This window comes from Klebsiella sp. C360 (assembly GCF_048822415.1).
GTDB lineage: Bacteria > Pseudomonadota > Gammaproteobacteria > Enterobacterales > Enterobacteriaceae > Klebsiella > Klebsiella quasipneumoniae.
On record NZ_JBMEZZ010000003.1, the window covers coordinates 496,183 to 515,465 of the forward strand.

The window sequence follows — 19,283 nt, forward strand, 5'->3', positions numbered from 1 at the left end:
CGTTGGATTCTGGCGATTGCCATTATCGGGACCTTACTGTGGCATCGCGGCGGGCAGGCGTCAACGGACCCTGCGGCGAGAAGCGTAGAAGTCGCGCAGGCAGGCATAAAAAAAGCCGATAAGGGAACTTATCGGCTTAGTGCAGGCAGGGCTGGCCGCTGAGCGGGGCGACAGGCGCCGCCTCGCTCAGGCAGATTATTGCGCCAGCAGCTCCTGAGCGGTGCGCTCCACCAGGCTCAGCAGGACCTTCACATCATCCAGCGTCACCACCGGATTCAGCAGGGTCAGCTTCAGGCAGGTAACGCCGTTGTGCTCGGTCACGCCAACGTTGGCGCGGCCGGAAGCCAGCAGGGCGTCGCCGACGCGCTGGTTGAGCAGGGCGATAGCCGCCGCGTCGCTCTGCGCCATCTGCGCCGGACGGGAACGGAACAGCACGCTCGCCAGCTGCGGCTGCATCACCAGCTCCAGCGTCGGCTGCGACTTCACGTACTCCGCGACGTTTTTCGCCATGGTGACGCCGTGATCGATGATCGCCGCATACTGTTTCTGCCCCAGCGCTTCGAGGCCCATCCACAGCTTCAGGGCATCGAAGCGGCGGGTGGTCTGCAGCGATTTGGAGACCAGGTTCGGCACGCCGTGTTCTTCATCGAACTCGGAGTTCAGATAGGCCGCCTGATAACGCATCAGCTCGTAATGGCGGGCATCCTTCAGCAGGAAGGCACCGCAGCTGATGGTCTGGAAGAACTGCTTGTGGAAGTCCAGGGTAACGGAATCCACCAGCTCCAGACCGTCAAGGTAGTCGCGATACTGCTCAGACAGCAGCAGCGCGCCGCCCCAGGCCGCGTCAACGTGCAGCCAGATCTGATGCTCCGCGGCGATACCGGCGATGTCGCGCAGCGGGTCGATAGCCCCCGCGTCGGTGGTCCCGGCGGTGGCGACGATCGCCATGATCTGTTCGCCGTTAGCCTGCGCCTGCGCAATCTTCGCCTTCAGGTCGGCCACGTCCATCCGCGCGAATTCGTCGGTTTTCACCAGCGTAACCGAGCGGTAGCCGAGGCCCATCAGCGCCATGTTCTTCTGCACCGAGAAATGGGCGTTTTCCGAGCACAGCACTTTGTACTGGCGGATATCCCCCGGCAGCCCATCCTGCTGGATGGAGTGTCCCTGACGGGCGAAGAAGGCGTCGCGCGCCAACATCAGGCCCATCAGGTTGCTCTGGGTGCCGCCGCTGGTGAAGACGCCGGCGTCGCCTGCCGGATAGCCGACCCGGGCGCGCAGCCACTCGATCAGCTTCATCTCAATGATGGTCGCCGACGGGCTCTGATCCCAGGAGTCCATGCTCTGGTTGGTGGCGTTGATCAGCACTTCCGCCGCCTGGCTAATCACCAGGCTCGGGCAGTGCAGGTGCGCCACGCACTGTGGGTGATGCACCGACAGGCTGTCTTTCAGGAAGTACTCGATCGCACGATCAATCGCCGCCTGGTTACCCAACCCCTGTTCGTTAAATTCAAGGGAGATACGCTCACGCAGTTCGTCAACGCTTTTCCCCTGATACATCTCAGGCTGTTTCAGCCACTGCACAACGGCCTGACTGGTCTGCTCGATAACCTGCTGATAGGCCTCAACGCTCTGCGGCGAACCAGCAAGAATCGGATTCAATGTGGACATGGTGGTCACTGACTCCACTCAGACCGGTTTCACACCGGCGGCCAGCAGGGCCTGTTCAAATTTGTCGAGGAACACATTCAGTTCCGCGTCGCTGATCAGCAGGGACGGCAGCAGGCGCAGCACGCAGCCGTGACGGCCACCGCGCTCCAGAATCAGGCCCGCTTCGAAGCATTTCTTCTGCAGCAGGGCAGAGAGTTCGCCGTCAGCCGGGTAGCAGCCCATGTGATCCTGCGCGTCGTTCGGCTTGACGATTTCGATACCGATCATCAGACCGAGACCGCGAACGTGGCCAATGACCGGGTAGCGCTTCTGCAGCTCCGCCAGTTTGCCTTTCAGCCACTCGCCCTGGGCGGCGACTTTGTCGGCAATGTTGTTGTCGCGCAGGTGACGCAGGGTGGTCAGGCCGGTAGCCATCGCCAGCTGGTTGCCGCGGAAGGTGCCGGTGTGGTGACCCGGTTCCCAGGCGTCGAACTGCTTTTTAATGCCCAGCACCGCCAGCGGCAGACCGCCGCCAACCGCTTTCGACATCACGATGATGTCCGGCTGAATACCGGCGTGTTCGAAGGCGAAGAATTTACCGGTACGGGCAAAGCCGGCCTGCACTTCATCGACGATCAGCAGAATGCCGTGCTCTTCGGTCACTTTGCGGATGCGCTGCAGCCACTCGACCGGCGCCGGGTTCACGCCGCCTTCGCCCTGAACGGCTTCGAGGATCACGGCCGCCGGTTTACGGACGCCGCTCTCCACGTCGTTGATCAGGTTTTCGAAGTAGTAGGTCAGCGCTTTGACGCCGGCTTCGCCGCCGATGCCCAGCGGGCAGCGGTACAGGTGCGGGTAAGGCATAAACTGCACTTCCGGCATCATGCCGTTGACCGCCGCTTTCGGCGACAGGTTGCCGGTGACCGACAGCGCGCCGTGGGTCATCCCGTGATAGCCGCCGGAGAAGCTGATCACCGACGTACGACCGGTGTATTTTTTCGCCAGCTTCAGCGCCGCTTCCACGGCGTCAGCGCCGGAAGGACCGGTGAACTGCAGGCAATACTCTTTCCCTTCGCCCGGCAGGCAAGAGAGCAGGTATTCGGAGAAACGATCTTTTAACGGGGTAGTCAGATCGAGAGTATGTAACGGCAAGCCGCTGGTAATGACACTTTGGATGCTCTGCAATACATCAGGGTGGTTGTGGCCCAGAGCGAGAGTACCGGCGCCGGCGAGGCAGTCCAGGTACTGTTTGTTATCCGCATCCGTCAGCCACACGCCTTCAGCTTTAGTGATAGCCAGCGGTAACTTACGCGGGTAACTCCTGACATTCGATTCGAATTCGGCCTGACGGGCCAAAAAGGTTTCGTTGTTTGCGTCTAATAAATCGGCACGTAAAGTATCAATACGGACTTTATCCGTCATCATATCACTCCCACAACCAGCATTGCGGTTGAACGCTGGTTGAATAATTGGTGTAAGGAATTGAATTGGCATTCATAAAGCGCGCACAATATATGGCTTTTTAAATCCGCATTCAACGTTTTATTGATTGCGTTATTTTGACGTTATTCTTACTGGGGTAAAAATTAACGTAACCTGCTGAATTATAATAAAACAACCTAGGGTAACGATAACCCTTTAAAGTGTAATTATTAGTGAGAAAGTCTCTATATTTTTATTGCCGCTGCGTTAAAGCGCTGACGGAAAGCCTTCCGTCAGCGATAGCAAGAGTCAATGCAGCTCAACCGCATAATTTGTTAAAGGTGTAACTTTTTTCACCAACTTATTGTTATATAAAAACTGTTCGTAAGTGTCGTAGCGCACTTTATCCAGCGCCGCCGGATCGGCGGCGAACAGGGGCACGGTTTGCAGCCACGCCTGATGGTTAAGCTCGGTCTTCAGCTCCGGATGCGCGGCGGCGAACGCCTCCCAGCTCTCCTGCGGATGCGCGCGCAGGTAGCTGACCCCGGCCTGCAGGGCGGTGAGGAATTTACGGATTTTCGCCTCATGAATCGCGTCGCGGTGGGCGACAATCACCAGCTCGTCATAGGCCGGTACGCCATAATCCTCAACGTTCATCACCACCGGGGCTTTGCCCTGCAGCTTCAGCTCCTGCGCTTCTATATTACGATAACCGCCGATGACCGCGTCCACCTGGCCCGCCAGCAGAGCGCTGGTCAGCTGGAAATTGACGTTGACCAGCTTGATACTGGCCGGATCGATCCCCGCATGCTGCGCCATGGTCGACAGGGTGGCCTGCTCAATGCCGCTGAGCGAGTACCCCACCTTCTTGCCTTGCAGATCCGCCGGGGTTTTGATCTGCTTATCCAGGGCGATCACCGTGTTCAGCGGCGAGCCGATCAGGGTGCCCACGCGCACCAGCGGTAACCCTTCGTCAGCGAAGAAGTGCACCTGCGGCTGGTAGGTGATGCCCAGGTCCGCCTGACGGGCGGCCACCATGCGGGGCGGCAGCGCCGGATCCGACGGGGGGACAATCTTGACGTCCAGACCCTGGGCCTTAAAGGCGCCGATCTGCTCGGCCACCATAATCGGCGCATGGTCGGGGTTAATATACCAGTCCAGCACCAGGGTGAGCGGTTCATTGGCCAGCGCGTGACCGCTGAGCAGCGCCGTCAGGGTTGCTCCGGCGAAAAGCGACGTTTTCATCTGTTTTCCTTTATTACTTCATGATTATTCCGGCGACCAGTCGATCAGCCGGTGCAGCAGGGTGTCTACCGCCAGCCACAGGAAGAGGGTCAGCAGCACTAAAATAAACAGCGCGGCGAAGCAGATATCGGTTTGCAGCCGCGCGTTGGCATTGAGCATGACGTAGCCCAGCCCCTCGGCGGAGCCGACCCATTCGCCGATAATGGCGCCGATGGGAGCCACCGCCGCCGCCATGCGCAGGCCCGAGCCCAGCGCCGGCAGGGCGGCCATCAGGCGGACATGCCGCAACTGAGCGCCGAAGGAGGCGTTCATGCTGCGCGCCAGATCGAGATACTCGTGGTTGACCCGTCGCAAGCCGTCAAAGAAGGCGGACGTGACGGGAAAGAAAATCACCAGCACCGCCATCGCCACTTTGGCGCTCATGCCAAACCCCAGCCACAGCACCAGCAGCGGGGCGAGGGCAAAGACCGGGATCGCCTGGCTGGTGAGCACCAGCGGCATCAGCCAGCGCTGCAGGCGCGGGGAGAGGATCATGCCCAGCGCCAGCGTGACGCCGAGCGCCACCCCTAGCGCCAGGCCGCTGAGGATCTCGCTCAGGGTAATCAGCGTGTGCCAGCCGAGATAGGCGCGATTGACCCACAGCGCCTCGGCGACCGCCGCCGGGGAGGGTAAAAGAAAGTGCGGAATGCCGCTGCGGCTGGCCAGCCCCCAGAGAAGCATCAGTCCGCAGAACACCATGCCGCCGCGCCAGAGACGTCCAGTCATGAGTGGGCCCTCATCAGCTGCTGCAGCAGCGCCGCCTGGGCGTTCAACAGCTCGGGCGCATCCGGCGCGCGCGGAGGCGCGCCGGTGAGGTGATGGCTGTCGTCGATCTCCCCGTCGGCGGCCGAGAGGACCAGCAGACGGTGGCTCAGCCGGCAGGCTTCCAGCGGATCGTGGGTGATCAGCACCACCGTGCGCCCCGCCAGCAGAGTGGCCGCGAGCGTCTGAATGCGCGTGCGGGTGAGGGTGTCCAGCGCCGAGAAGGGCTCATCCATCAGCACGATGGGCCGGTCCTCATACAGGGTGCGGGCCAGCGCGGCGCGCTGACGCATCCCGCCGGAGAGCGTCGCCGGCCGGGCGTCGGCGCTGGAGGCGAGCCCCACCTGTTCAAGCAGGGTGGCGACCCGGGCGTGATCCACTTTCTCACCGCGCAGCCGCGCGCCGAGGGCGACGTTCTCCCGAACGCTCAGCCAGGGGTAAAGCAGGTCTTTCTGCCCCATCCACGCCAGGCGGCCGGGTATCGGCTTTCCGTCGCTGGCGACCACTTCCCCGCGGGTGGCGGGGGCCAGGCCGGCCATGACCCGCAGCAGGCTGGTTTTACCGGCCCCGCTGGCGCCGAGCAGCGACACCCACTGGCCGCCGGGGACCGTCAGCGACAGGTTATCGAACAGGCGGCGGTCGCCGAAATGGAGGCTCAGCTTACGGACCTCGATACCTGGCGCCGTCACGCCGGGGACTCCGCCGCGGCGTTGAGCCCCATCTGCCAGAACTGCGCCTCCAGGCGGGTGGCGGTGGTGAAGATGTCGCTCAGCCCGGCGAGGCGGGCCTCGCTTCCGCGCTGTTGCCACACGGTCTCCAGCAGCGCCAGCGCGGCGCTGACGCCCTGCAGATAGCCTTCATCGCCATAGTTACGGATCCACGAGGCGTAAGGATTATCCTCCAGGCGGGTGGCGGGGTGATGCAGCAGGCCCAGACCGATTTCGGCGTAACCCGCCACGCAGGGCATCAGGGCGACCAGCAGATCCAGCGCGTCGCCTGAATGACCGATATCCAGCACGTAGCGGGTATAATTGATGGTTTCTGGCGCTTCGGGCTGGTCGGCCATCTCCGATTCGCTAATGCCCCATTGGGCGCAGTAGCCGACATGCAGCGGCACTTCGTTAAGGATGGCGTTCATGGAGGCGGCCGCGGCGCGCATCTCCGGCAGCGTGCGCAGTTTACTCACCAGCAGCGCGTAGCTGCGGGCGAAATGGATCAGAAACAGATAATCCTGGGTCAGATAGCGACGGAACGCGCTTTTCGCCAGGGTGCCTTCGGCAAGCTGCTGGACGAAAGGGTGCGCCACATAGTGCTGCCAGTCAGCGGCGGCCAGCTGGCGTAAACGGCCATAAAGACCTTGGCTAAACGCGGGAACAATCACAGGACCTCCATTTATGCAGGGGAGATCCGGGCGTGCAGGGGTGTGAACAGGCAATGGCGGTAATGCTGGCAAAATTGCCGACCCGTCCCTTCGCTGGCATGACCCAGATCAGGTTCAAAGGGTTCGGCTTGCGCCATCTCAGCCCTCACGGGACACCCCTCGGTAGCGCTATGTTATACGACATTCACCTTATGAATACAATCATCGCGCCGTCCGACGGCGCGAAGGCGTTTTTCTGTGACGGCCAGCTCTTTTTTGTACAAAAATACCCGAAAAACAGGCCGCTGCGCGTTGGTGAGGGTTCTCCGGTTACGTTATATTTTCATTATTCCGTTGTAATAATCCTGTTCGCCACGCGTGTCGTGCGCGCCCCAACGCCCTGGAGTGAGCATGAAATTCCCGCTGTCCGCGCTGGCGCTTCTGTTCTTGTTGTGCCCGCCTGGCGATGCCGCCGATCTCTTCGATGCGGAAGATAGCATGCTCGACATGAGTCAATATCTGGCGGAAAACCGTTACGGTTTTCTGCCGGTGCCGCTGGCGATAACCGAGCCGGCGATCGGCTATGGCGGCGGACTGTTTGGCCTGTTTTTACACGGTAAAGGCAGCCGGGAGGGCGGGCAGTTTATTCCTCCGCCGCTCACCGCTTTCGGCGGGGCCGTCACGCAGAATGGCACCTGGTTTATTGGCGGCGGCCATCGTCACACCTGGCGGCATGATCGCATTCGTTACCTGGCGGGAGCCGGCTACGCTAACGTCAATCTGGATATCTATTCCGGCGATACCGGCGGTTTCAGCCATGCTAAACCGGTGCAGACGCAGACCAAAGGGGTCGCCGCGCTGCAAAAGCTGCTGTTTCGCGTGGGCGATACGCCGGTGTTCCTCGGGGCCTCCCAGGTGTATGCCCGGGCGGATGTCGCTTTCGATAATCCGCGGGTCAACCGGGTCTGGCAGCAGGTGCTCGGGCAAAACAGCACCTCTTCGGCGCTGGGGGTGGTGGCGGAATATGACACTACCGATAATATTTTCTATCCTCAGAGTGGGTTAGCGCTGAAGGGCGAATATCGGTTTTTCCGTTCGCTGCTCGGGGGCGATTATCACTACAACACGTTTTCGCTGGACGGGAAGGTGTTTATTCCGCTCAGCCAGACGCTGACCCTGGCGATCGCGGGCAATTATCAGTCCTTAACCCACCATGATAAGCACCTGATGCCGATGGCGCGTCCTTACATCGCGCTGCGTGGGATTTCGCGCTACCGCTATCAGGGCGACTACGTGGCCACGGCGCAAACCCAGCTGGCCTGGGCCGTCACTCCGCGCTGGATCCTGCAGGGATTCGTTGGCGCCGGGAGCGCCGCTGACGCGGCGGAGACGCTATGGGAACAGTCAGAGGTAGCATGGGGGGCCGGTTTTCGTTACCTGATCGCGCGACAGTACGGTTTGCGTACCGGGATTGACGTGGCGTTCAGCGAGCATGAGCAGGCGGTCTATTTCAATGTCGGTTCGGGTTTATAACTACACATGAGAACAAAAATGAGAACATCCGGCGCGGTGTTAACGCTACTGTTAGCAGCCTGGGGCACGTCGGCTGCGGAGCCGGACGAGAGCGACAGCTATTTTCCGATCTGGGGCGATGAGGCTCGCGCCAGAGGATATTCCATTCCGTTACCCTACGGCGTCAACCTGAGCTATATGAATATCCGCCAGGATATCATGGTCGAAAGTATTACCTTTTCCGGGCTTAAGCTCGGCAATCATCCCATTCCCAGCGATATGTTCGCCATCGATGCCGGACACACCCGCGAGAAAAGCAAAACCGAAAACCTGCGCCTGGATATGTGGGTCTTTCCGTTCCTCAACGTATACGGACTGGTGGGGCATACCCGCGGGTCGTCCGTCTCCCAGGTATCAGTGGATTCAGACCCGTCGCAGTTTCGCGGCCTGGATCGGGCCATCGCCGGCGCGGTTCACCAGCTTTATCAGAGCGGGAAGTTGCAGGATATTGATTTTACCCTTGATTTTAAAGGGACCACCTGGGGGGCCGGCTTTACGCTCGCCGGCGGCTACGGCAACTGGTTTGGGTTAGTGGATACTAACTATACCCGCACCGACTTCGATATCCTCGACGGCAGCATTTCGGCGGTCACCGTTTCGCCGCGCGTCGGCTATCGGTTCAGTTTTCAGGGGATCGACGGGCCGTCCCATCTCAGCCTGTGGGTCGGCAGCATGTATCAGGACGTGCAGCAGGAGTTTAAGGGCGATCTCGCCGACCTGCACATGCCGCCAGAGCTGCAGCCCCTTATTGCCGCGGTCAATAAAGACGGCGAGGGCAAATTCGACGTTAAGCAGAAGCTGACCTCGCCGTGGAATATGCTGATTGGCGCCCAGTATGAGGTCACCAAAAACTTTAACGTGCTGACTGAATTCGGTTTTAACGACCGCAACAGCTTCTTTGTCTCCGGTGAATACCGTTTTTAACTAAAACTGCAGGCGCCGTCTGCCGGTAAGATGCGCGCTCTTTTGTTGCTGTGGAGAGGCTGTTGATGCGTAAAGCCTTATGGCTGTTATTCGCGCTGGCGCTGCCGGCGCTGGCGCAGGACCCGGTGTTGCCCGCCGTGACGGCGATCCATCCTGCGCCCACCCTGGGCGAGCTGTCGCCGCCGGAATCGCTGCGGCCATGCTGCGCCTTTGGCTACGACCTGCACGTGCGGGCGGTGGGCATTCCGATCCCGGTGTATCAGATTGGTAACGTGCTGACCCTGGATACCCTGGGCAAGCACCATTACAACGACAGCGCGCTCGGCGCGGTGAAAAATCTGCTGGGGCTGAGCGAGGAGCAGAACGGGCTTATCTATACCCGTCGCGGCGGGTTTATCGATATTGCCCATGTGCGCGACACGGCGGATTACACCTTTTATCTGTTCAATCGCATTTCGCCGACGCTGGGCCAGGCGGGGCGCATATTCTACAGCGAAGAACTTGGCGTGCGCCGCGTTCAGCTCAATGCCTTTACGCCGCCGGCGGGGGTCAGGCAGCGCTATCAGCTGGCGGCCTGGCTCGCCGGGCATCTGGCCTTCGAAATCGCCCAGTGGCATGAGATCGCCCAGTGGTATGGCTTCCAGTCAGTGCCCGGGTTTTCAGAGGAGATCTCCGCGTTTTCGCCGGAGGATCTCTACTCCAACTTACTGGGCGCCAGGCTGGCGATTAACGTCATCCTTAGCGGCCACGGCGGGTCAGTGGAAGCGTATAACCGGGCCATGGAGGCGGCGCTGAAAAAGGCGCTGACCCGGCTGATGGTGGCCACGCGAGGGGAGACGGAAGCGATGTTCCAGCGGATCGATGGCGACTGGTGGAACAGTCGCCGCCGGGTGCCGGATAAGTTTCTGGTGCTGAAGCGTAATTACGATCTACAGGAAAACCGGCTGCCGACGCCGGTCCCTTTCGAAACCATGCCGCCATATCGCCTGACCATGCCGGCGCAGGTGGGGGGATTCCGCTTGCGCGACCTCGGCGAGCTGCAGATCTACCCGGGGCACGATATGCAGGCGCTGCCGGTTCCTGAGCAATACTATGGCGCTGCCGCGTTTCAGGGGCTGGCCGATCGCGCCCGCGAGGCCGATAAAACCCAGCTGGCGCGCATTGAGAAGTAGCGTGAAAGGCTCAGGGCGTGGCTCTGAGCCGGCGAATTAGCGGAAGTTGACCCAACAGGCGCCGTTGTCGGCAGAGCGTACGCAGTTTTCCACCCAGCGGACGCCGAACGCCCCGGCGCGAGCGTCCGGATACCAGAAGTCCGCCAACAGCGCCTCGTCACGCCGGTCAGCGGCGTCCATGGCGATGGCGAAGCGGCGATAGAGATTCGACCAGGCGTCGAACAGCCCCTCCGGGTGGCCACCGCCGATGCGATCGTCCTGGCGCGCCAGCGGATCAAGATAGCCCATGCCGCGCTCCAGAACGCGCGCCGGTTCGCCCTGCACCTCGTAGCGCAGCTGGTTTGGCTGTTCATCCCACCATTCAAGACTGGCTTTTTCCCCCACGATGCGCACCTTTTGCCCGTGCATGGAGCCGCAGTTAACGGCGGAGCTCCACAGCGAGCCGACGGCGCCGTTGTCATACTCCATCAGCACATGCGCGTTATCTTCCAGCGGGGCGCGGCTTTTGACGAAGCTTTGTCTGGCGCACATCAGCCGGGCGATCTTCAACTGCGGGGCCATGGTTTCGACCAGAAACAGCGGGTGAGTGGCAAGATCCCCCAGCACATAGCTGGGGCCGACGAAGCGGGGATCGACCCGCCAGCGGGTACTGGCGTTTTCCTGCTCCACCGGCTGGGCGTGGAAGCCATGAGCAAACTGCATATTGACGATACGGATGTCGCCCAGCAGTCCGTCGGCGATCATCTGCCGGGCCTGCAGGATCATCTGATGGCCGGCATAGCCGTAGGTCACGCCGATGATCTTATGCTGCCGCTGGCTGAGGGCCACCAGTTCGTCCGCCTCTTCGCTGCTGAAGCACAGCGGCTTTTCACACACCACGTGCAGCCCGGCCTCCAGCGCCGCCCGACAGATGGCATAGTGGGTGTTATTCGGCGTGGCAATCGATACGGCCTGAATACCGTCCGGGCGGGCAGCCTCGCCGCGAAACAGACTCTGGTAATCGGCGTAACAGCGTGCGGGATCCACCCCCAGCTGTTGGCCGAACTGGCGCCCGCGATCGGCATCAATATCAAAGGCGCCGGCCAGCAGCGCAAAGGTGTTATCGCGCAGGGCGGCAGAGCGGTGAATATAGCCGATCTGGCTGCTGCCACCGCCGCCGACCATGCCCCAGCGCAGGGTGCGGTCGAGAGGTTTTAAACCGTTAATCATGGGGTGTCTCCTGTCAGAATCCAACGCCGCGCAGATAGCGCAGGCTCTCCGTGACCGCCTGCAGGCTGCCTGCGGCATGGCGCGGATCACGCTCTTGTTCAATGGTTATCCAGCCCTGATAGCCGCGGCGGGCAAGAAAATCGTTAATGGCCGGGTAGTCAATGGCGCCGCTGCCGAGCGGGCACATCACCCCTTCGGCGCAGGCGGTGAAAAAGTCGATGCCTTCGGCGATGGCGCGCTGGTAAACCTGCGGATCCACATCCTTGAAGTGCAGGTAGTCGAGCCGCGCGTAATAGCGATCCAGCCAGGTGAGCGGATCCATTCCGGCGTAGTAGAGATGCCCGGTATCCAGACACAACCCTGCCACGTCGTGCGGGATAGCGTTGGCCAGCCGCTCGATTTCATCGGCAAATTCGATGCAGCCCCCGGCGTGGGGATGGATAACCGCCCGCACGCCGTACTCCCGCCAGGCGAGGGTGCTGAGGGCGGTAATATGCGCCATCATCCGCTGCCAGTCTGCGTCATTGAGGCGCGGAGCCAGCGCGCTGCGTCCGGCAAAGCGCGCCCGCTCGGGGTTGCCGAAGTCGATAATCACCAGATAGGGCGGCTGGAAAGGGTGCCCCGGGATGGGGGCGGCGGCCGGAACCTGCGACAGATTGCGGCAGATTTGATGGGTCAGCGCCTCCAGAGTGGGATAATGGTCTTCGCTCACCAGATCGTCAAAGATCGTCCCGGCGACCAGCGACAGCTGATGCTTTTCCAGCGCCGCGCGCAGGCTGCTCGGGTCGGTGGGCAGGTAGCCCCACGGGCCGAGCTCGATGCTGCGATAGCCGGCCTGCGCCGCCTCCTTCAGCACGGTAGTCCAGGCGGGAAGGTCAGGGTTTTTCAGGTCATCCACGCCCCAGCTGCAGGGGGCGTTGGCGATAGGATAGGTCATGTCGGCTTCCTTTTATCACAGGGGATGCCGCTGAGTATTGAATGAAAATTTCATAGCCAACAATGTTGGAATGATAATTTTATGATGGCCGTCATGATTTGTATTGAGGTTGTTTTTGATAGTTATTTATCAAAATGAGTCCAGACGTGGTCCAGGCGTGAGGCCGCCCCGTCGGCGACGGGGCGGGCGTTTACATATTTTCTTTGGTGATGATATCGAAAGGCTGAGGGTGCGAAATCACTTCGCTGGGCGGCCGCGAAACGGCTTCCGTCATGGCGCGCAGGGTGGCGGCGGCAAAGTCATCCAGCCGGTGGTTGAGAATGACATCGATGGTGCCATCGATCAGCGCCAGTTCACTGTCGCTTAGCGGGCCATGGCAGACCAGGGTGACGGCCTGCTGGCGGCCGCTGTCGCGCAGCGCCCCGACAATCCCTTCAATGCCGCCGCAGGGAGCATAGATCGCCTGCAGGGCCGGGTACTGGCTGAGCAGCTGTTCCGTTACGCTTCTGGCGACATCCGCCCGTTCATGGCTGCGAACCGGCTCAAGGATCTGCTGCCCTTTACCCTGCTCGCGCAGACAGGAGCGGAAGCTGATCTCACAGCTTTCCTGACAGGTAAAACGATTATCGCCAATGATAATGGCTATTTCGCCTTCGCCACGGCATAAACGGTCGATAAACCAGGCGGCGGTGCGCCCGGCTTTTTGGTTATCAAGGCCGATATAGCCGCTGCGCTGGGGAACCGACAGATCCGAAAGCAGGGTGAATACGCGAACGCCGCGGGCGGCGGCCCGGCCCACCGCATGGCGAATCAGCGGGTGATCCAGCGCCACCAGGCCGAGCACCTCCACCTCATCGCTGAGCCGGTGAATGGCCTGGGCCATCGCTTCCACCGCATCAATGGCAAAATGCAGGATCGTCGGCGTCTCGCCCGCCGGCAGCCACGGCGCGGCCTCTCTTGCGAGCGCCCTCGCCAGCGGCAGGTAGAAGGAGTGGGTCTCCTGCAGCAGAATAAAGCCCATCCTGACGGTAACCGGCGCTTTGCCGGCGGCCAGGCGATAGTGCGGCTGTTCGAGCGTAAACCCCAGCCGCCGGGCGGCCTCCAGCACGCGGTACGCGGTAGATTCTTTCACCGCCGCGCGTTTGTTGAGTACCCGGTCGACGGTGGCCACGCCGACGTTGGCTTCGCGCGCAATGTCGGTAAGCGTGATTTTGCTGGCGGATTTTTTCACTGTGATGACCATTGAAAATGAGCGTTATGATAGAAACTATCATGGTAACGCTGAGCAGAACAACGGCCATCTGCGTGCCACGGCATAAGCCTGCGCCCCTGCATGGTAAAGTGTGACGGGTATACACAGTCTGTGATCAAAAGCGACTACCCGTTCTGGCATTGCTGCTATGCTATTGAAATAAAATTAATAATAAAGGCAGTGTCTCCTCTGTCGGTTAAACCGTGCGCAAAGTCGCTCCGGGTGGGCGTCGCTGGGCCAGGAACCGACTATACTTGCCGCGCACGCGCGTAATGACGGTTACTCGATTATTTTTGCTATCACTTTATGCCAGCGTCAGGGCTGCACTGAATGATGTGCCGTTCCGCGCCGGGAGTGGGTCGGTTTGGGGCCTGTATGTTATTAAAAGAACTGGCTGTTTTTGATGTATTAAGCACCCCTATCTGGGTAGTCCATCCTTTTACAGAGTGTGTGGTCTATGCCAATCAGGCTTCCCGGACGCTGAGCGGCGATATGTCGCTGAATGAGATGCGCAACGGTATCTATTCCACCTGCCCGGAAACGCAGCTGCAGCATTATTTGCGCTATCTCGACGCCATGACTGAGATATTTGAAGTCTGGACGCTGCAGACCGCCAAAGGGTTGCAGTCGGTATATTGTAAAACCACCCTGGTGGAGACCGAGGACAGCGGCACCTTACTGTTATTCGAAGCGGTGAAGCTGCTCGCGCAAAATCAGTCGATTCATACCGGCTCTCGCCGCTACCAGCGGCGGAACAATGGCTTTTTTGCCCGCTTTTTTATGACCAATACCGCGCCGATGCTGTTGATCGATCCTCAAAAAGAGGGCCGGATTGTCGATGCCAATATTGCCGCGCTGCGCTTTTATCATTATTCCGATGAGGAAATGCGCAATAAACATACCTGGCAAATTAATACCCTGGGCCGGGATGTGATCCCCATTATGAATAACATTGCCAATATGCCCGGCGGGCATAAGCCGCTTAATTTTACTCATATTCTGGCTGACGGTTCGCTGCGCCATGTTCAAACCTATGCCGGGCCGGTGGTGCTGTATAATATCCGGCTGATGTTATGCATCATTCACGATATCACCGAAGAAGTGCATCTGAAAAAAGAGCTGGAATTTTCCGCCGCCCACGATCCCTTAACCGGACTGTTAAATCGCCGCGAATTTTACCGGCTCGTCGACGCGCCGTCGTTTATCGCCCATGGTTTTTGTCTGTTGTTAATCGATATCGATCATTTCAAGAGTATTAATGATATTCACGGTCATCAAAAAGGCGATGAAGTTCTGCTGGTGATCTCCCGCATTCTGGAAACCTCGGTGGACCGTGAAGATAAGATATATCGCTGGGGAGGCGAGGAGTTTCTGCTCTTTTTGCCCCATTCGCCGATCGCCCGCGCGCTGATGGTGGCGGAGGCGATCCGCCAGGCGGTCAGCGAATATCAGACGCTGTCGGTCACCGTCAGCATCGGCGTCGCCGAGCATCATGATGGCGAAGCGATTGATCAGCTGTTTTACCGCGTCGATAAAGCGCTGTATGCGGCGAAAAATGACGGGCGCAACCGGGTAACGCGCATGCCTTTTGACAGTGCGGAACTGTTGCGCAATAGCGGTGGCGCAGCCTGATTCGCGCTCGCCGACTATACTGAGGATGAGCCAGCCTGCTGTAACGGGTGGTAATAAGATTAGCCTGTGTTTGAGGTGGCAAACAACGTATGGTGCGTCTTCTCGTTCTGCTGTCGGTAGTCTCTCTTTCTGCGCCGACGACGCTGGCGGCGGACGGGCACGCGATTAAACAACGTGCCGATGCGGTATTGACCTTGATGAGCTATACCGTGGTTCCCGACGTGACCGCCAGCGATCTCAACATCGGTTCCGGGAGCAACGATAAACACAACCTGACCATCACCCAGTTTGGCGGCGGAGCGACCCTGAGCGAGTCGTTTCCTCTTTACCTCGAAGGCACAATGGGCTACAGCCGTTACGACCCGCGATTCGTCGTCAGCAATGGCCAACAGACGCGGAATGTGCCGACCAAATGGAACAGTCTGACCACCACCGGCGGCGTCGGCTGGGATTTTTCGCTGCATCGGGACAGCCTCGGAGGTAACCTGGTGTTGCGGCCGATCGTCAATGTGATGCTCGGCACCCTGGCCAGCGATGTACGCCTTGGCCGCTGGGTCATAGAGCGAAAAACCAACGCCGATCTGCAGTTTCTTGACGGCGGACGCTTCAACGCCTGGGGGCTGGGCGGGGCGCTGATGCTGGATTATGAACGCTTCTCCGCCACCCAGGATATTGATGCCGAACTGCGTTACTCCTATATGCATCTGCAAAGTTTCGGCAACAGCGCCGAGGTGGTGCAGGGCGAAGCCAGCGCGGAGAATCTCGGTCTGTATCTGCGCCGCCGCGCGCCGATCGCTGACTGGACGCTGCTGGGCAACCCGCTGCGCTACGTGCTGGAGGGCGCGCATACTGAATTTATCGGCGACCAGCGAGGGGCGCTGGGTTTTACCGGTTTGACCTCCCTGGGGATTGGTCTCGAACTGGACAGCAGTAAATACCCGGTCTTTATCACCCGCACCCGGCTGGTGGCGCGCTATATGTTCGGCAATAACACCACGGGCTATGGCGTCGGCCTGGCGATGAGTTTTTGAATGCCATTAACCCAGCCGCCGCCGGCCAGCGCCTTCTCCCTTTTGAAGAGGGCCAGGGCGAGGATCAATCCTGACACCACACCCGCTCGCCGTTCACCCACGTCTCGCTGATATTGCGCTCATCGCCCAGGGTCATCAGTACGAACAGCTGCTCATAAATATCATGGCAGCGGCCCATCCGCAGACGCTGCAGCGGAGTGACCGCCGGGTCAATGACCACAAAGTCGGCCTCTTTGCCCGGCTGAAAATTGCCAATCTTCTCTTCCAGCCGCAGGGCGCGCGCCCCGCCGAGAGTGGCGTGATAGAAGGCCTCGCTGGCGCGCAGGCGATAGCTCTGTAGTTGTCCTACCTTGTAGGCCTCACCCAGCGTTCGCAGCATGCTGAAGGTGGTCCCGGCCCCGACGTCGCTGCCGATGCCCATCCGCACCCGGTGCTGCCAGCAGGCGGGCAGGCGGAACAGCCCGCTGCCGAGGAACAGATTCGAGGTCGGACAGAAGGCAACGGCGGACCCGGTGTCATGCAGGCACTGCCACTCGGCATCATCAAGATGGATCCCGTGAGCAAATACGCTGCGTTCGCCGGTGAGCTGGTAATGATGATAGACATCCAGATAGCGTGCATGCTCCGGCCACAGCTGTTTAACCCAGGCGATCTCCTCCCGGTTTTCACTGAGATGCGTCTGCAGCCAGGTATCGGGAAACTCGGCCCGCAGACGCTGCACCGCCTCCAGCAATGCCGGCGTCGAGGTGGGGGCAAAGCGCGGGGTGATGGCATACCCCAACCTACCGCGCTGATGCCAGCGGCGGATCAGCGTCCGGGTCTGCTCGTAGCTTTCCCCGGCGGTTTCGCACAGATAGTCGGGCACATGGCGATCCATCATCACCTTTCCGGCGATCAGGCGCATATTGAGGCGCAGCGCTTCGCTGAACAACGCCTCCACCGAGGCCGGATGAAGGGTACAAAACACCAGCGCGGTGGTGGTGCCATGGCTAATCAGCTGATTGACAAAAAACTGCGCTATCTCCTGGGCATACTCCGCATCGGCAAACTGGCTCTCCACCGGGAAGGTGTAAGTGGTAAGCCACTCCAGCAGCTGTTCGCCAAAGGCGCCGATCATCTCAGTCTGCGGATAGTGGACATGGGCATCGACGAACCCCGGCAACAGCAGCTTACCCCGCAGGTCAACATAGCCCTTCAGCGGATGCAGAAAGGCTTCACCCTCCTGCCATGGCAGCAGCGTAACAATTTTCCCGTCCTGCAAGAACAACAGGCCATCATTGAGATAGCGGGCCTGGGCGGCCACCTCATCCGGCGTCTCCGCCACGCCGGCGATATCAAAAAATGCACCGCGCACCGCGGTCTGGTAATCCATCATCGAACCTGCCTTCTCTTAACGCTTAGGGAATAGTGATAAACAGCAAGATTGGTGCCAGTTTGCAGCCTGCCGCGGCCAGTCGCCGCGGCAGAAGGGGAAGGTTACTCTTTTTGCGCCACCGCGCCGGAGCGGAAGGCGGCTTTCGCCTCCACTTCACGCTCGTCGCGAGCCAGCCAGCGGTAGGTGGTCGCGCCGAGGAAGACGCCGATAAACCAGCTGAAGTTCGCCACTTCGTGCAGGGCCGGAATAAAGCTGATAATCAGCCCCAGGCCCACCGACGGCAGCAGGGCGGCAATGGCTTTCGGGTTAAAGCCGTTGCGGTACCAGTATTTACCCTTCGGCGTATCGTCAAACAGGTCGTCCACCGACACCCGGCCGCGTTTGATCAAATAGAAGTCGGCGATCAGGATGCCAAACAGCGGGCCAATAAAGGCGCCCAGCACGTCGAGGGTATAGTGGATCAGTTCCGGTGAGTTAAACAGGTTCCACGGCGTCAGAAGTATCGACCCCACCGCGGCGATCATCCCGCCGGCGCGGAAGCTGATTTTCTGCGGCGCGCAGTTGGAAAAATCGAAGGCCGGCGAGACGAAGTTAGCCACGATATTGATGCCGATGGTGGCGGTGATCATGGTCAGCAGGCCGATGGCCACCGCCAGATCGTTGCCCACGCGGCTGACGGTTTCAATCGGGTCGGTGATCATTTTGCCGAACAACGACTGGGTGCCGGAGACAATCACCACGGTGACCACCGAGAACAGCAGGAAGTTAAACGGCAGTCCCCAGCGGTTGCCGCGGCGGATCTCGCCCATGCTTTTGCCGTAGCGGGAAAAGTCGCCGAAGTTAAGCAGCGGCCCGGAGAAGTAGGAGACGACCAGGGCTGTGGCGGTGATCATCTGCCAGGTCTGCTCTCCGGCGCTCAGGGATTTACTGGCGAGGGTAAAGGAGATCCCGTCGAGACCGGTCTTGTATACAATCCAGCCTGCCAGGGCCAGCATCACCACATAGACCGCCGGACCGGCGATGTCGATAAAACGCTTGATGGCGTTCATGCCGTGCCAGAAAACCATCGCCTGCAGCAGCCACATGGTGGCGAAGCACAGCCAGCCGAGCGTCGACAGCCCGAGGAAACTGCTGCCGGTCAGCGAGGCAAGGGAGGGCCAGAACTTGAGCAGGACCAGCATCAGGGCGTTTGCCGCCAGATAGGTCTGAATGCCGTACCAGGCGAAGGCGATCAGCCCGCGGATCACCGCCGGGATATTGGCGCCGAAGACACCGAACGCCTGGCGACAGATCACCGCGTAAGGCACCCCGGCCATCTGGCTGGGCTTCGCCACCAGGTTAGCGCACAGCTGCACAATACAGATGCCCACCAGCAGGCAGAGCAGAACCTGCCAGCTGGCCAGCCCAAGCGTAAAGAAGCTTGCCGCCACCACGTAGCCGCCCATGCTGTGCACGTCCGACATCCAGAATGAAAAGATATTGTACCAGCTCCAGTTCTGGTCGCGGGTGGGCGCCAGATCGTCATTACATAGCCGCGGACTGTAGCCGGCGGCCGCCTCGTGAGTCTTCGTCTGCTGCGTGTGGGATGAATGTGGCATGAAACCTGCTCCTCTGAATGAAAACCCTTTGATATGGATTGCTGAGGCTATTGCAGGATCCAGGCCAGAATGATGAATCTTGTATACAAAAAATAAGTTTTATGTA

At 60.1% G+C, this 19,283-nt stretch carries 16 protein-coding genes and 1 riboswitch; of the genes, 5 read left to right on the forward strand and 11 right to left on the reverse strand.

The genetic code is table 11. From position 1 onward, the window contains the following. Positions 1-195: 195 nt before the first annotated feature. From ACOI7D_RS11330 to tenA, 6 genes are all read right to left on the reverse strand, one after another. Complete coding sequence (locus tag ACOI7D_RS11330) at positions 196-1,677, reverse strand: pyridoxal phosphate-dependent decarboxylase family protein (RefSeq protein ID WP_072198974.1); 1,482 nt, start codon at positions 1,675-1,677, stop codon at positions 196-198. A 9-nt stretch (positions 1,678-1,686) separates the two neighbouring features. Beyond that, complete coding sequence (locus ACOI7D_RS11335) at positions 1,687-3,072, reverse strand: diaminobutyrate--2-oxoglutarate transaminase (RefSeq protein ID WP_072096675.1); 1,386 nt, start codon at positions 3,070-3,072, stop codon at positions 1,687-1,689. Positions 3,073-3,378: 306 nt separating this feature from the next. Further along, entirely contained in the window at positions 3,379-4,314 is a 936-nt protein-coding gene (locus tag ACOI7D_RS11340) for an ABC transporter substrate-binding protein (protein WP_109547303.1), read from the reverse strand. Between the two features lie 24 nt (positions 4,315-4,338). Beyond that, complete coding sequence (locus ACOI7D_RS11345) at positions 4,339-5,079, reverse strand: ABC transporter permease (RefSeq protein WP_032452953.1); 741 nt, start codon at positions 5,077-5,079, stop codon at positions 4,339-4,341. Next, positions 5,076-5,804, reverse strand: a complete 729-nt coding sequence (locus ACOI7D_RS11350) for an ABC transporter ATP-binding protein (RefSeq protein WP_048335802.1) — start codon at positions 5,802-5,804, stop codon at positions 5,076-5,078. The genes ACOI7D_RS11345 and ACOI7D_RS11350 overlap by 4 nt, the downstream gene beginning before the upstream one ends. After that, complete coding sequence (gene tenA / locus ACOI7D_RS11355; protein WP_109547304.1) at positions 5,801-6,496, reverse strand: thiaminase II; 696 nt, start codon at positions 6,494-6,496, stop codon at positions 5,801-5,803. Before tenA ends, ACOI7D_RS11350 begins: the two co-directional genes overlap by 4 nt. A 68-nt stretch (positions 6,497-6,564) precedes the next feature. Continuing rightward, positions 6,565-6,666: riboswitch (TPP riboswitch) on the reverse strand. A 220-nt stretch (positions 6,667-6,886) separates the two neighbouring features. On the opposite strand from tenA, the gene ACOI7D_RS11360 reads away from it, so the two are divergent. The 3 genes from ACOI7D_RS11360 to ACOI7D_RS11370 all read left to right on the forward strand — a co-directional run bounded on the left by ACOI7D_RS11360 (position 6,887) and on the right by ACOI7D_RS11370 (position 10,143). Next, on the forward strand, positions 6,887-8,008 hold the full coding sequence (locus tag ACOI7D_RS11360; protein WP_109547305.1) for a BamA/TamA family outer membrane protein: 1,122 nt from the start codon (positions 6,887-6,889) through the stop codon (positions 8,006-8,008). Positions 8,009-8,026: 18 nt separating this feature from the next. Then, positions 8,027-8,971: a hypothetical protein gene (locus ACOI7D_RS11365; protein ID WP_109547306.1), complete on the forward strand. Its 945-nt coding sequence runs from the start codon at positions 8,027-8,029 to the stop codon at positions 8,969-8,971. A 65-nt stretch (positions 8,972-9,036) separates the two neighbouring features. Further along, the gene (locus tag ACOI7D_RS11370; RefSeq protein WP_023289781.1) at positions 9,037-10,143 is read left to right on the forward strand and encodes a DUF4056 domain-containing protein; all 1,107 of its coding nucleotides are present in this window, start codon (positions 9,037-9,039) and stop codon (positions 10,141-10,143) included. A 36-nt stretch (positions 10,144-10,179) separates the two neighbouring features. Here the strand turns inward: ACOI7D_RS11370 and ACOI7D_RS11375 are convergent, their stop codons facing one another. The 3 genes from ACOI7D_RS11375 to ACOI7D_RS11385 all read right to left on the reverse strand — a co-directional run bounded on the left by ACOI7D_RS11375 (position 10,180) and on the right by ACOI7D_RS11385 (position 13,520). Then, complete coding sequence (locus ACOI7D_RS11375) at positions 10,180-11,352, reverse strand: Gfo/Idh/MocA family protein (RefSeq protein WP_109547307.1); 1,173 nt, start codon at positions 11,350-11,352, stop codon at positions 10,180-10,182. A 13-nt stretch (positions 11,353-11,365) separates the two neighbouring features. Then, positions 11,366-12,289: a TIM barrel protein gene (locus ACOI7D_RS11380; protein ID WP_109547308.1), complete on the reverse strand. Its 924-nt coding sequence runs from the start codon at positions 12,287-12,289 to the stop codon at positions 11,366-11,368. Positions 12,290-12,479: 190 nt separating this feature from the next. Then, positions 12,480-13,520, reverse strand: coding sequence for a LacI family DNA-binding transcriptional regulator (locus tag ACOI7D_RS11385; protein ID WP_032429163.1), 1,041 nt, complete (start codon positions 13,518-13,520; stop codon positions 12,480-12,482). 396 nt (positions 13,521-13,916) lie between these two features. Here ACOI7D_RS11385 and ACOI7D_RS11390 point away from each other — a divergent pair, with 396 nt between their 5' ends. Together ACOI7D_RS11390 and ACOI7D_RS11395 are read left to right on the forward strand one after the other, a co-directional pair. Further along, positions 13,917-15,173, forward strand: coding sequence for a sensor domain-containing diguanylate cyclase (locus ACOI7D_RS11390; RefSeq protein ID WP_032428856.1), 1,257 nt, complete (start codon positions 13,917-13,919; stop codon positions 15,171-15,173). Positions 15,174-15,262: 89 nt separating this feature from the next. Next, positions 15,263-16,204 carry a hypothetical protein gene (locus ACOI7D_RS11395; protein ID WP_109547309.1) on the forward strand — a complete coding sequence of 314 codons (942 nt, stop codon included), beginning with the start codon at positions 15,263-15,265 and terminating at the stop codon, positions 16,202-16,204. Between the two features lie 64 nt (positions 16,205-16,268). Here the strand turns inward: ACOI7D_RS11395 and guaD are convergent, their stop codons facing one another. Beyond that, positions 16,269-17,579: a guanine deaminase gene (gene guaD, locus ACOI7D_RS11400; protein ID WP_050534082.1), complete on the reverse strand. Its 1,311-nt coding sequence runs from the start codon at positions 17,577-17,579 to the stop codon at positions 16,269-16,271. A gap of 101 nt (positions 17,580-17,680) precedes the next feature. Continuing rightward, positions 17,681-19,177 carry an NCS1 family nucleobase:cation symporter-1 gene (locus ACOI7D_RS11405; RefSeq protein ID WP_050534083.1) on the reverse strand — a complete coding sequence of 499 codons (1,497 nt, stop codon included), beginning with the start codon at positions 19,175-19,177 and terminating at the stop codon, positions 17,681-17,683. Positions 19,178-19,283 lie beyond the last annotated feature (106 nt).